General features: G+C 41.6%; 12 protein-coding genes. 5 read left to right on the forward strand and 7 right to left on the reverse strand.

Annotated elements, in window-relative coordinates; genetic code table 11:
* Positions 1-4: 4 nt before the first annotated feature.
* From C4F40_RS06070 to C4F40_RS06085, 4 genes are all read right to left on the reverse strand, one after another.
* Positions 5-1,186, reverse strand: coding sequence for a DUF5000 domain-containing lipoprotein (locus C4F40_RS06070; RefSeq protein WP_196938458.1), 1,182 nt, complete (start codon positions 1,184-1,186; stop codon positions 5-7).
* 28 nt (positions 1,187-1,214) lie between these two features.
* On the reverse strand, positions 1,215-3,113 hold the full coding sequence (locus tag C4F40_RS06075) for a RagB/SusD family nutrient uptake outer membrane protein (protein ID WP_196938459.1): 1,899 nt from the start codon (positions 3,111-3,113) through the stop codon (positions 1,215-1,217).
* 31 nt (positions 3,114-3,144) lie between these two features.
* Positions 3,145-6,489 (reverse strand): TonB-dependent receptor, encoded by a 3,345-nt coding sequence (locus C4F40_RS06080; protein WP_231389938.1) that lies wholly within the window; start codon positions 6,487-6,489, stop codon positions 3,145-3,147.
* A 260-nt stretch (positions 6,490-6,749) separates the two neighbouring features.
* Positions 6,750-8,033 carry a FecR family protein gene (locus tag C4F40_RS06085; protein ID WP_196938461.1) on the reverse strand — a complete coding sequence of 428 codons (1,284 nt, stop codon included), beginning with the start codon at positions 8,031-8,033 and terminating at the stop codon, positions 6,750-6,752.
* Positions 8,034-8,346: 313 nt separating this feature from the next.
* On the opposite strand from C4F40_RS06085, the gene C4F40_RS06090 reads away from it, so the two are divergent.
* The 4 genes from C4F40_RS06090 (at position 8,347) to C4F40_RS06105 (ending at position 10,434) form a co-directional block, all read left to right on the forward strand.
* Positions 8,347-8,943, forward strand: a complete 597-nt coding sequence (locus C4F40_RS06090; protein ID WP_196938462.1) for an RNA polymerase sigma factor — start codon at positions 8,347-8,349, stop codon at positions 8,941-8,943.
* Between the two features lie 281 nt (positions 8,944-9,224).
* Positions 9,225-9,866, forward strand: coding sequence for a KilA-N domain-containing protein (locus C4F40_RS06095; protein ID WP_196938463.1), 642 nt, complete (start codon positions 9,225-9,227; stop codon positions 9,864-9,866).
* Positions 9,867-9,917: 51 nt separating this feature from the next.
* Complete coding sequence (locus C4F40_RS06100) at positions 9,918-10,163, forward strand: ORF6N domain-containing protein (RefSeq protein WP_196939276.1); 246 nt, start codon at positions 9,918-9,920, stop codon at positions 10,161-10,163.
* Positions 10,057-10,434, forward strand: coding sequence for a (deoxy)nucleoside triphosphate pyrophosphohydrolase (locus C4F40_RS06105; RefSeq protein WP_196938464.1), 378 nt, complete (start codon positions 10,057-10,059; stop codon positions 10,432-10,434). The genes C4F40_RS06100 and C4F40_RS06105 overlap by 107 nt, the downstream gene beginning before the upstream one ends.
* Positions 10,435-10,671: 237 nt before the next feature.
* Here C4F40_RS06105 and C4F40_RS06110 read toward each other — a convergent pair whose 3' ends face one another.
* The 3 genes from C4F40_RS06110 to C4F40_RS06120 all read right to left on the reverse strand — a co-directional run bounded on the left by C4F40_RS06110 (position 10,672) and on the right by C4F40_RS06120 (position 12,234).
* Positions 10,672-11,046 carry a SpoIIAA family protein gene (locus C4F40_RS06110; RefSeq protein WP_196938465.1) on the reverse strand — a complete coding sequence of 125 codons (375 nt, stop codon included), beginning with the start codon at positions 11,044-11,046 and terminating at the stop codon, positions 10,672-10,674.
* A gap of 97 nt (positions 11,047-11,143) precedes the next feature.
* Positions 11,144-11,389: a hypothetical protein gene (locus C4F40_RS06115; RefSeq protein WP_196938466.1), complete on the reverse strand. Its 246-nt coding sequence runs from the start codon at positions 11,387-11,389 to the stop codon at positions 11,144-11,146.
* A gap of 479 nt (positions 11,390-11,868) precedes the next feature.
* The gene (locus C4F40_RS06120) at positions 11,869-12,234 is read right to left on the reverse strand and encodes a winged helix-turn-helix transcriptional regulator (RefSeq protein WP_196938467.1); all 366 of its coding nucleotides are present in this window, start codon (positions 12,232-12,234) and stop codon (positions 11,869-11,871) included.
* 90 nt (positions 12,235-12,324) lie between these two features.
* Between C4F40_RS06120 and C4F40_RS06125 the strand changes: the two genes are divergently transcribed.
* Positions 12,325-12,855, forward strand: a complete 531-nt coding sequence (locus C4F40_RS06125; protein WP_196938468.1) for an NAD(P)H-dependent oxidoreductase — start codon at positions 12,325-12,327, stop codon at positions 12,853-12,855.
* The last annotated feature ends 58 nt before the right edge of the window (positions 12,856-12,913 follow it).

A 12,913-nucleotide genomic window follows, 5' to 3' on the forward strand; every position in this document is an offset into this window, starting at 1 on the left:
CTGATTAATTTACGATCTGCCCCCAGAAACTGAGTTCTGCAATCACGACTTGTCCGGCACTACCATAAGTCGACGTGGTTTTATAGCGGATATACCGTACGGCAGGCATCAGCTCAAAGTCAAAATCTTCCCCTGCAAAAGAAGCATACTGTCTGTCCTCTGGTGTGACGATGGGACTTGGCTGACCTGATGGCTTAAATGAATTGAATGTTCCCATCAACTGCCAGCTATCCCAACTGCCATCTGGTACAGGGTTATTACTTCCCCAGATCTCGAAAGAACGCACTGCAGCGCCTGAGTATTCGTAGCCCTGCCGTTGGAAGGATTTCATGCGACTAAGTACAACTGGTTTACCTAAGTCAATGGTTTGCCATTGTGGGATAGGAGCAGTTCCGGTTGTAGCAAAAATACCGGCGTTTTGCGCTAAGTTATTGTCCCAAAGTTTTTCAACGGAAAAGGACTCGACGTAATCGTAAGTGTCTCCTGGCAAACGTAATGCACTCCATGGTTTCGGAATCAATTCCTCAAACATAGGCGTGAGCGCCTTGATGAGGGTATCGGACTTGTTGTTCCAGCGGTCGCGTACAAAAACAGCGAAACGTTTTTCTTCTGGTTCATATCCACGTGCCGAGAAGCTCCCCTCGAGTGCTCCTGTATAAAACGTCGTAACAGGAGCCCAAGTGTTTTGTCCGGTACTGTCCACCATGACCACAATAGAAAGCTTGGCCTGTGATTCGTTTGTGAAGCTCACCTTGATACCTCCGAATGTATTTTCCAATGTAAGGTCTTTAAACACTTCTTTTACAGGCGGAGATTTGGGTGTGATACGAATGACAAGCGGATCGGATGCTTTTTCGTTTTTGCCTACACTGTAGAGCTTCACGTTGTACGTACGTACATCGCCGAAGCCCACCAATTCGAGCGTATCGATATACATCGAGGATTTGCCTTCGCGAAATACGCCCGGCTGTATTTCATACACCGCTTTGACGTAGGAGAAATTCGGGTCAGCGGGTGTATTGTATTTTAAGACCGCTGCACCGGGCAGCTCAGTCACCCGGACGTTGCTGATCTGTTGTGGTGCCGGAGCATTTGGGTCTATATGATCGAGTCTACCCTCCTTTTCGCAACCAAATGTTACAGCGAGTAGGCATATCGATAGGAGTAAATAATATGTTCTTTTCATCGTGCTTAATATTTAAATCTGTTCAAATTTACCATCCTAAATTTTGGACCAGATTGGGGTTTACAGTAACGTTATTTTCGGAAATTGGCCAGAAGTAATCCCGGTTGCTGAAGGTCTGGTTCCAAATCACTTTCGGACGATAATAGGCTTCGGCGCTTTCCTGAATGAGATCCCAGCTCCTGATCGGTGCATTCAGCGTTTGGACAGCGAGTTTCCAACGGCGAAGATCCCAAAATCGGTGGCCTTCGAACGCCAGTTCAATCATCCGTTCTTGTTGTATGATTTCGCGCATGCCGTTGATAGTTGTATACTTATCTGGACGTGTCGAATGCGTATTCCATGACTCTGCCACGGGCAGGAGGCCAGCGCGTTCGCGTACACGGTCGACATATGTAAAGACATCGGCTACTGGTCCCTCGGCTTCATTCAATGCTTCAGCGTACATCAAGTACAGGTCGGCAAGTCTGATGATCGGCCAAGGGTAGGGATTTACAGAATACTCTCTAACATGCCCCTCTACATTTTGGTAATGGATGATTTTCTTGATCAGATATCCCGTAACAATACCAAAAGTTGGATCGCCCTGACCATGAAGCTGTTTGCTTTTAGCCATCAAATAGAACAAATCATCTGGTTTTTTGTCGTCATACCTTCCTTGACCATACCATACTCCTCCGTCGAATGCCAAATCGGCATAAAATCTCGGCTCTCTGTCAAAGTGTAAGTTTGCTGTCGTATAACTTGTCCGAACATACAGTTTGTCTTTTTCTGTTGCTCTTTTGAGTCCGTAGCGACCGGCATAATCCCAGGACTTGTCTTCGTTGATCGGCACACCGTTCTTGCTGTAAAACATTTCGACGATTTTCAGCGGTGGGCCTAAGGCTTGACTAGAGGATACGTTGTCTCCATAAGCGGGGTTCAATCCACCGATATTCGCCAGAAGCTGCAGTGCATCGGATTGACTTTGTGTATTTGCCCAAATCACTTCGCCATTCCACCGTTGGGCGAGACTGTTGCGAATGCTTAGTTGCGTACGTATGGTATCTGATAATGTACCTTGGGCGACATTGCCCTGGAAATAATACAGTTCTATTCCGTTGGCTTCGCTTATTTCTATGGCTTCGCGACAAGCTTCGGCTGCATCTTGCCATTTTTTAAGCGATACCTCCTGATTGAATAATTGTGTTCCATCCAAGTTGCGTAAGGCCGCCTGATCGGTATTGCCATTGAAAAGCGGGCTGGCAGCGGTTACCAAAATTTTTGCTTTTAAGGAGAGCGCAATCGGCGTCGTAATACGTCCATATCGGGATGGATCGACAATCTCGTCAGGAAGATTATTGTCAATTGCCGCCTCGTCCAAAAGTTGAACCATATAATTGAAGCACGAATCCACAGGATCTCTGTGTACACGCACCATTTCCGTGGTGGCGTCTATGGGTAGGTTAACTTTTACCATCGGTATCGGACCATACATCCGTACGAGGTAAAAATGATAATACGCTTTGAGTACTTTAACTTCTGCAATCCAGCGGTTACGCTCGGATTCTTCTATATCCGGAACACGATTGATGTTTTCCAAAAAGATGTTGCAGTCCCGCAGCGCACGGAACATATTATTCCAGTAACCGTTTCCGAAAGGGTTTACAATGTTTTGCATCCCGCGGGCAATGTTCCACATCTCACCCGCACTGTTTGGTCTACGCCAAATTTCATCTGCACCACTAAAAGCGGGGTTTTCATGACCATTGGCATCTCTGGGCATGTAAGAGTAACAGGTGTAAAGGAACTTTTCGGCCTGTGCCCGCATCGCAAACGCATTGTCTATCGTAGCCACGTTGTCGGGTACTACGTCGAGGTATTTCTGGCAGCCTAAAAGAAGTGTAAGCAGCAAAAATGAGTTTATTATCGATATGATGTACTTTTTCATCAGAATACTTTTTTTATTGATTTACTGAACATTAAAACTTCATGTTGAGACCGAAATTAAACACACGCTGGAGGGGATAGCCCAATCCATTTCCACCCATCTCGGGATCCCATAAATCAAAACTACTCAGGTTCAGTAGGTTTGTTCCGTTGACATAAATACGTAGATTACTCATATATAGACGTGTACTCCACTTTTCGGGTAGTGTATAGCCCACTTCGACCTGCTTGAGCCTAAGAAAAGATCCATCACGCATAAACCAAGTGCTTCGTTGATTGTTATTGTTGTTGATATTTGGGCTCAACCGTGGCCATAATGCGTAGATGTCGCGTTTGTCTTCTGACCAATAGCTATCTGCATAAGCCTGCATTACTTGTGTTTCATTGTTGAATGGAGAAGTTGCTGCTGCATCTATCCAAAAAGACTCATTGGCCAAACCCTGGAAAAAAGCAGAGGCATCAAATCCTTTGAATCCGGCTGAAAAACCAAACCCATAAACAATCTGCGGTGTAGTGGGATTTCCGATGGGAACCATATCTGCAGACGTGATCTGCCCATCGCTATTCACATCCAGGTATTTAATGTCACCCCCACCATATTCACCAAAGTTTTGTTTCGGCGAATTCTCCGCCTCGGCGTCATCCGTAAATAAACGTTCTGCAATATATCCGTACTGTTGAGAAATCTGCTGACCGGCGCGGTAACGGTAAGATTCGAGGTATTGGGGTTCTTCGTACACCTCATAACGCCCCGTGGCATAGGTAAAGTTACCCCTAGCGGATAACCACAATCCGTTGGCAAAGGAATGAGAATAGTCTACGGAGGCATCGACCCCTCTTCCAGACGCTTCACCCACATTGGCCATAATCGGTGCCGCAAAACCCATGGTCGTGGGTATAGAGGCTCGGGTCATCAAGATGTTTTTCCGGTATTCCTCAAAATATTCGGCGATGATATTTACTTTGTTGAAGAGCCCCAATTCGAGGGCTATATTGCGTTTCGCGGCCGTTTCCCAAGTGATATCACTGTTGGCATAGCGGGAAAGAGATACACCGGGGAGGCGGTGATTGGTGACACCATTGCCAAAAATAGCAGCACGGTCCTCGTTATTCATATTGACGTTTGACAGGTAGAAAAACCGGTCTTGAGGGGATCCAATCGCATCGTTTCCGATCAACCCATAGGTGGCACGCAACCGGAGGTTCGTAAATGTATTCTTTAAAGGTTCAAAAAACTTCTCGTTGCTCACACTCCATGCCACGCCGAAAGATGGAAAAAAGCCGAATCGCTTGCTTTCATGAAAACGCTCGGAACCGTTGTACCCAAAGTTAAACTCTGCAAAATAGCGATTGTCATAGGCATATGTAGTACGGCCCGACAAACCTAAGTTGCGGAAAGGTAAAGAGAGTTGCAAATCGGCAGCATTTGCGTTGGAGTTGCTGCGCATGATATACACGAGTAAACCACTTAGATTGTGTTTATTGCCAAATGTACGGTTGTAGTTTAACATCGACTCCATATAGAATACGGAACTGATGTCGCGATTATCTTCGCGATAACCTAGGTATTCCGTTGCGGTATTTTCATTGATCGGTTTGATACTATACTGATCTGCAATGCGGTCATAGGCACTCAGCTCATAAAAGAAAGGGTTATAAAACCGGCTTATGCCAAAATAGGAAGAGCGGTTGGTGTTCATCATCACCCGAAAGGAAAGCCCCTCAGTAAATGCTTTTAGATCTTGTTTGAGCTCCAATTGAGCAAGCATTAGCGATCTTTGATAGTCTTTGTATCCTTTGGTCATGTCTGCATACGGATTGATGTAGCCGGCTACGTCACCCTTGCGAAAATTACCAAACATGATGTGCTTGACATATTGATGATCGTCATCCATAGGATAGTATGCAGGGAAAAGCACCGGATTGGAACGCATGACTTTACGGTACATGTCTGCTCCTCCGTCAATCGGACCGACATAATCGTCAAACGTGCCACTCAATCGCACCAACATCTCTGTGGTTTTGGTCAGGTCGATCGTAATGTTCGATCGCAAGGAATAACTTTTTAAATCGATATTGTTGTTGAAGTTGTTCCTACGGTCCACTTTCATAATCCCATTGTCTCTATTGAAAGATCCGGATACAAAATAGCGGGCCACGCCACCGCCGCCACTGACGTTCAGGTTGACACGCTGATTGTTCGTGTAGTCTTTAAACATGATTTCGCGCCAGTCATTTGCGGGGTATATATAAGGGTTTGCACCATTCACGGTGTTCTCTATCTTATCATCAGAGTAAAGCGTTTGGCCCAAAGGGTCACGGGTCAAGATGGACTCATTTGCCATTTTCATGTATGTGATTGGATCCGCCAGTTCGATATTTTGGGTAGGTGCGGATATCGAGTTTTCCAGCCGAAGCGACAAACTGGCTCTGCCTACTGCTCCCTGTTTGGTCGTTACTAAAATCACCCCATTGGCACCCCGCGCACCATAAAGAGCCGTAGAGGTGGCATCTTTCATGATGGAAAAGCTCGCAATATCATCCGGCTGCAAACGCGCGAGGTCGGTGGTACTAAGCTCTATCCCATCAATTAATATCAATGGAGTGGTTTTATAACCGAAAGTAGTAACCCCACGTACAAAGAAGTCGGCATTATCCGCTCCCGGCTCACCACTACGCTGATAGGCGATTACACCAGCAGCTCTACCGGCCAATGCAGTGGTCAGATTGCTGGAAGGTACTTTCAAATCGGATGGTTTTATTGAGGTAACCGATCCGATCATGTCCGTTCGCTTTTGTGTTCCGAAAGCAACAACTACAACGTCGTCCAAGATGTTATCAGACGCCTTCAACGTAACATCAATTGTACTTTTTCCTTTAACGGAAACTTCCTGACTAATAAAACCAACCCTTGAGAATACCAAGACATCTTCTTCATCAGGTACATCCAGTATATACTGTCCATTAACATCAGAAGTCGTTCCAATACCAGGCTTACCCTTAACGACAATAGAAACGCCCGGTAAATAACCAGTAGTATCAGATACTGTACCTTTAATCTCTCTAGAAACGGCGGCCACGACCTTCTTCCTCTCCAGTACGATTGTCTTATCGACGATAGAAAAAGTTAGGTTCTGACCTTTCAAAGTAGCTTCAAGGGTTTCCTTTAGTGTCGCATTTTTTAAGTTGATATCTACTGGTGAGGTACCTATCAATATTTCGTTCTCATACCAGAAATAATACCCACTCTGGGTTTCTATCTTATTGAAGACCTTTTTTAACGAACTGTTTTTTTCTGATAATGTAATTTTTTGTGCTTTCACTGTCGCACTGACCTGTAAACAGGTGATTATCAAAAATAATACTGTCAATTTCATAATCAGAAAAATCTTAGTAATTGGCTTAGGATCGGGGTAAAGTAGCTCCCGAATTGCAAAAAAATTCATACTTTTGAATGTTTGGGTTGTTTGTTTAGAAGATTAAGAATTTTACATGGGCCCAGATTTCTGCCGTCATACAGCAGAGTAAAGCCGGGATGTTCGCGCAGACCGGCTTTTTCTGTATCAGTTGATCTTTAGTAGTACTGTTTCATCTCTGTTTTAGTTTATTTGGTTAGCTTATTTAGTTAATAACTATTTTAAGGCAAAACGGTTATCTTTCTGCCTTTCACTTCAAAATGGATATTGCTCTTTTCTAGGATCTCCAGAAGCTGATTTAGGTTTGAACTTCTGGATATTTTTCCTGTAAATATTCTTGGAGGCAACAGCGTTGAATATTCGACCTCTACATTATACCATCTCGCCACCTGTCGCATAATACTTTCGATATCGGCGTCCACAAAAGAGATTAAGTCGTCTTTCCATGCGACCTGCTGTTGAACATCCACTTTTGATACCCTTATGTTGCTGCCGACTTTTGATTGTTGGCCGGGACTGAGCAACTTAGAGTCGACCAGCTTGCCGGTGGCATTCAAACTACTCACTCTTACGGAACCTTCTATCAATGTTGTTGTGTAATCGCCCTCTTCGGGATATGAATTTACATTAAAATGGGTACCGAGTACTTTGATCTCTTGTCCATACTTATCTCCTTTAGAAGGTACTTTAACGATGAAAGGAACGAATTTTTGAGACTGCGCATTCACTGGATCTTCTTTTTGACTGGCCACTTCAAAATAGACCTCACCTGTAATTTCCACCTTTCGTTCATCACCGTCAAACGACGACGGGAAGCTGATAGAAGATGCCGAATTTAGCCAAGCTCTTGTTCCATCCGGCAGGTTGAGTTGATACTGCCCTCCCCTTGGCGTTTCCAATGTCAATATCTGTATGGTGTTTTCCGCAGCTTCCATATTCCCTATTTCTATTATACCATCTGCAGTTTTACTAATTGCTCCCCCCGTTCCAGAAATAAATCCATTTACGGCCTGTTCAAGTACGACCTGAGTGCCATCAGCTAGCGTAAGTATCGCTTTATTACCACCCGGCTCTATCACTTTCGGTTTAGCTATCTCTGCAATCTCCACAAGAGATTGGTTTATATCTGAAAGCATAAACAAATACGATCCTCCGAGAATTATTAAAATGGCTGCAGCAACCGAAAAAACCTTTGACCATTTGACAACTAGGACACGGTCTTCCTCCCCTTCTTCGGTAATCCTCTCTTTTAAATTCTGATATACGTGGAGAATACGTTCATCAACCCCTGTCAATTCTTCGCCCTGATGCTGACTTCTTAAATGTTCGTTAATAGCCTGTTTTAGCTCTACTTGGTTATCAGATATATCAAATGACTTCATCAGGTATTTGATTTCCTCTTTCGTACATTCGTTGTTGATATATCTTTTGAAGAGATCGTTTAATTCATCCATAGTTAATACAGGCTTTATATACAAGTAATACGAATCAAAAATAAAGTCCATTGAGTTCTTTTTTAGAAAAAAACCTAACAAACTGTTTATCAAACACATTATTTTTAAAATCACAATTGTTCCACCTTTAATAATTGAGTTTTGCAAAAACATTATTTAGATCTAAATAGGAATTCAATTTGTAATCTTTCCTAAAAAAAGCTACGGGAAGATTGCAAGCTGATTATAAAACCTCAAATATTCAAGTCATAATCTGTTCAATTAATTCTTCCATTGATTATTTTTTTGCTTAATTTGTTCTTAGGTTGATCGACACAATCAATTACTTAGAGGTAAACTGGCCAGGGCGAATTTAAACATAGGTATGAATGTCATAGAAATAGAGGAATCCAAAGATTTGCTTTTAAAACTCAGACAAGGTAGCGAACCGGCTTTTAACGAGATCTATATGATGTATGCTAAAACGCTATATCAACGAATTTTTAGTATTGTCAAAGACAGTTCTGTCACAGAAGAGCTCCTTCAGGATTTGTTTTTAAAAATCTGGCAAAAACGCGATGTGATCAATCCAGAACTATCTTTTAAATCTTTCCTATATACTATAGCCAATAATCTGGTTTATGACTACATGCGGAAAGTGGCCTGCGATAAACGGCTTGTGGCGAGTTTAATGATCAATTCAGTAGACTATTACCTGCATACCGAAGAAGCCTATAATGTAAAAGAAACAAATTTTATTCTCACTGAAGCGATCAATAAATTAAGTCCACAACAGAAGCAGGTATTTACTTTATGTAAAATTGAAGGTAAGAGTTATAAAGAAGCCAGCCAGATTTTGGGCATCACCACAGATACGGTAAATAGTCATGTCGTGAAATCGAGCCGTTACATCCGGTCTTATCTAAAGGAAAACCTGAAGCTTACTGTTGCCATCATGATCATGCTGAGCTTGAATCCCTAGTGAACACCTTTTTTTCTCAGTTTCTTTACCAACGCCAGAATACTACAGCTTTTTTTACTCCTGCACAATATCGTGTATATCTCTTATCGAAAACGGAGACACCCAATATCTGCGTAATCTCATATATCGAGAGAGTGCTTTTCAGCATATACTTGAGCATTGCCACAATTTAATAACTAATATTTTTAGTGAATTTATATCGTCAAAAATTTGATATCCATGCATTAAGTTTAAAATATGTGACCGCTAGCTAATAGCGAATTATAAATATGGGGAATTTTATGAGTAAGAATAAAAAGATAAACGTCAAAGGAGTTGATATACTGTTGTATCAAAATAACCATGAAGATTTCATATCACTTACGGACATCGCAAGACACAAAGATTCAAATCATACTGACGATCTGGTTAAAAACTGGATGAGAAACCGAAATACAATTGAACTCTTAGGCTTTTGGGAGACAATATACAACCCATATTTTAAACCCGTCGAATTCGACGGGTTTAGAAAACAAGCTGGATTGAACAGTTTTGTGATGACTCCCAAGCGATGGATTGAAAGTACAAATGCAGTGGGCATAGTTTCAAAATCTGGTAGATACGGAGGAACATTTGCTCACAAAGATATCGCGCTAGAATTCGCCGCATGGATTTCTATTGAGTTTAAGTTGTATGTCATCAAAGAGTTCCAACGTCTCAAAGACGAGGAAAACGATCGCTTAAAACTAGAATGGAATCTTCAACGTACATTATCAAAAATCAATTACCATATCCATACGGATGCTATCAAAGAAAACCTGATACCCCGAGAGGTAACCAAACGACAAGCTGGAATCGTCTATGCTACAGAAGCCGATCTTCTAAATGTTGCCTTATTTGGATTCACCGCCAGGGAGTGGCGAGAAACCAATCAACAGTACTAAACAGCAAACTCGTTGAAGGGACGCGACCGAGATTTGGCGGAGTTGTACTGCATGGAAAGCAAACGACTAAAACGACAATTACGAAGGAATATAAATCGCTTTCCTCTTGATTTCATGTTTGAGTTATCCAAGGAAGAACATGAAGATTGCAAAGTTGAGTTGACCATCGGATTTTTCGTTATCTTTAACCATGCTACACGTTACCTGTGCTATTATCAGACGAAACAATACGATTTTAATCTGTCAACGCTCTGCATCTATGAAACTGCCGCTGAAATGGGAATTCCCTGGCGGTAAAATCGAGCAGGGCGAAAGCAAAGAAGAATGCCTGATGCGCGAGATCAAAGAAGAGCTCGGTATTGATGTAACCTTGGGTCGAGAGCTGAGTATGGTGGAGTACCATTATCCGGAATTCGCAATCTGCCTCTACCCTTTTGAATGTACATTATCCGGAGGCGAGCCGCATCCGACCGAACATGCAAAAGCCATATGGGTGGATTGTAATGAGCTATTAAGTTACGACTGGGCGGCAGCTGATTTACCGATCGTGCAAGCACTGATGCAGTAATAAATGTTAAGTTTTTGTTAATTCTTCCAGGTGCTGTAATATTCTGCCAGCTGCTGTCGTTTATATAGTATTCATAATTTAGGTTAATAATTGGTTAGTTAGAAAATCCTGAAGCTCCCCGCTTCAGGATTTTTTTTTATCGTGTAATTTTTACGGACTTTGGTTATTCCATCATTCTCGTACGACAAACCTTGTCAATAGAAAACATTAAGTAACTTTAATGGCGACCCGAAGCCCTTATAAATCAAGCTGCTCGCTAGCCCATTGTACGGCTTCATTATAGCGGTTATGTTCGAATATCTTAAATTCACCGGGCATAACCTTGGTAAAAACTTCCGTAATTTTTTTTATTGTATCATTATCGGATACAATGGCCGCCCGGTTCCACTTAGCAAGATCCTTTAAGCCTAGCCATGCGTCCTGAAGCCAAGCACCAGTAGTAAAATTGCTAACGTCAGTATTCAACACCAACATATAGTTGATCTTATCGTGCCGGTCTATAAAAGCCGTGACCTTTGGGATGACGACATTTTTAAAATCGTCTGCCGTAACTTCGCCCTTAGCTTCAAAGCCTATCAAGTTCTCGGGAAGTGAAATAATTTCTGTGATCATGTCTTTTCCTATTTTCTAGTATTAACAATGCAAAGGGAAAAATGTTGCGAAGCTCCCCGCTTTAGGATTTTTTGTTATAAAAAAGACAGTAAACTACCTATAAACCAATTTGATGCATTTTTTTTATTATAATTTTAAAGTATTGATCTTTATTTTCTCCATTCAAAAAGCTCTTGTTAATCCAGTCCTGAATTTGATCGGATCGAACAGAGAAGTCCTTATAAATGTTGTCCCGAACCTGTTCCGCAATACCCAAACTCATAGCAAACTGATCGAAGTCTGATCGCTTTATCTTTCTTTTTCGCCCGCCTAAGGTCAACGTCAAATCTTCTACCTCTGGCATAAAAGGAAATTCTGAGGATTGTGGTTTCAAAATATAATCTCCCCAAAGACCGACTAAAGTTAATCGTTTATTCCCTTTTTCACCGGCTAAACTAAGTGATAATTTTGGCTGTACTCCAATAAATATATTATATCATTTAGGGTATAAAAATAGATTTTTCAGAAGAAATATACCCGTATAGGTATACAAGCGCTCCAAGATAGGTTTAGATTAAGCCAAGTCTTTGTATTGCCAAATATACATATATGAGCCAATTAAAATTGTTAATCACCTCAAATGTAGAAAAAATATGAGCCGATTATTTTTACTAATCGGCTCATTCCAAAATTTCTCTATGCTTGCAATTGTATATCACACGTTTGTTGTACAGCTGGTTAGTTCCTAATCGCAACGCATTATAACTTTTAGGCGAGGTAATGAAAAAGCGGTCATATTTTGATTTACATAAATATGTTATATGCAACGTGGTGACACTAAAATTAGCTCTCTCCTGACAGTTCCCTATGCTTCGCTCCCCATTCCTCCAGTTGTTTGATGATAGGTTTTAACTCATAGCCTATTGCTGTTAGCTCATATTCCACGCGAGGGGGAACTTCTGCGTAGACAGTTCGCTTCACTATTTTGTATTCCTCTAGCTTCCTCAGCTGCAGGGTCAGCATACGTTCGGTGATGTTGGGCAATAGTTTTCTCAACTCTCCAAATCGTAATTTACCGTTAAATAGCCAGGAGCAGATTACCAATGCCCACTGTCCGCCGATGATATTAGCAGCGTAGGCCTCGGGGCATTCATCAGCCAGGGCTTGCTTATTGGCGAAGTTTGTCGATGTTTCTTTGATCTTGCTCATTTACTTACATTTTTTATAGTACCTTACAAATGGCCGCTAACATACAAATATAGGGGGAAGTGGTTTATTTTTGTGATAAATATTTTAAAAATGAAGACATTGATTATTGTAACACACCCCGATATTGAGAATTCACTAGTAAACAAAAGATGGGTGGAAGAGCTAAATAAATACCCCGAAAAATTTACTGTTCATCAGTTGTATAAAGTATACCCTGACGGAAACATCGATGTAATTGCGGAGCAAAAAATGATAGAAGAGTACGACAAGATTGTATTTCAATTTCCTGTTTATTGGCATAGCTGCCCGTCACTACTCAAAAAATGGATTGATGATGTATTAATTTATGGCTGGGCATATGGTAGCAAAAGTGGCTATAAGATGTCGGAGAAAAAGGTGACTTTGGCGATGTCTGCAGGTGTAGATGAATATGAATATAATCCAGGCGAAAAATATAGATATACATTGAAAGATTTGACACGTCCGTTCGATCTGACCTTTGAATATGTTAAAGCGGATTATCAGCCATTCTTTGCATACTATGGTATCGAATTGGATACCTCCCCGGAATGGATCGAAAAAAGTGTACCGCTTTACCTTGAATTTTTGGAGTCGTTTTAAAGTGAGCAATATTTCAAGTTCCTAAAACTGGAAATAAATAAATAGAGTAATACACCTA

Origin of the sequence: Sphingobacterium pedocola, assembly GCF_015209965.1 — a bacterium.
Taxonomy (GTDB): domain Bacteria; phylum Bacteroidota; class Bacteroidia; order Sphingobacteriales; family Sphingobacteriaceae; genus Sphingobacterium; species Sphingobacterium pedocola.

Excerpts from the sequence above, each read along its gene's own strand:
- C4F40_RS06070 (WP_196938458.1), bottom strand. The coding sequence starts at position 1,186 with ATGAAAAGAACATATTATTTACTCCTATCGATATGCCTACTCGCTGTA.
- C4F40_RS06075 (WP_196938459.1), bottom strand. The coding sequence starts at position 3,113 with ATGAAAAAGTACATCATATCGATAATAAACTCATTTTTGCTGCTTACA.
- C4F40_RS06080 (WP_231389938.1), bottom strand. The coding sequence starts at position 6,489 with ATGAAATTGACAGTATTATTTTTGATAATCACCTGTTTACAGGTCAGT.
- C4F40_RS06085 (WP_196938461.1), bottom strand. The coding sequence starts at position 8,033 with ATGGACTTTATTTTTGATTCGTATTACTTGTATATAAAGCCTGTATTA.
- C4F40_RS06090 (WP_196938462.1), top strand. The coding sequence starts at position 8,347 with ATGAATGTCATAGAAATAGAGGAATCCAAAGATTTGCTTTTAAAACTC.
- C4F40_RS06095 (WP_196938463.1), top strand. The coding sequence starts at position 9,225 with ATGAGTAAGAATAAAAAGATAAACGTCAAAGGAGTTGATATACTGTTG.
- C4F40_RS06100 (WP_196939276.1), top strand. The coding sequence starts at position 9,918 with ATGGAAAGCAAACGACTAAAACGACAATTACGAAGGAATATAAATCGC.
- C4F40_RS06105 (WP_196938464.1), top strand. The coding sequence starts at position 10,057 with ATGCTACACGTTACCTGTGCTATTATCAGACGAAACAATACGATTTTA.
- C4F40_RS06110 (WP_196938465.1), bottom strand. The coding sequence starts at position 11,046 with ATGATCACAGAAATTATTTCACTTCCCGAGAACTTGATAGGCTTTGAA.
- C4F40_RS06115 (WP_196938466.1), bottom strand. The coding sequence starts at position 11,389 with ATGCCAGAGGTAGAAGATTTGACGTTGACCTTAGGCGGGCGAAAAAGA.
- C4F40_RS06120 (WP_196938467.1), bottom strand. The coding sequence starts at position 12,234 with ATGAGCAAGATCAAAGAAACATCGACAAACTTCGCCAATAAGCAAGCC.
- C4F40_RS06125 (WP_196938468.1), top strand. The coding sequence starts at position 12,325 with ATGAAGACATTGATTATTGTAACACACCCCGATATTGAGAATTCACTA.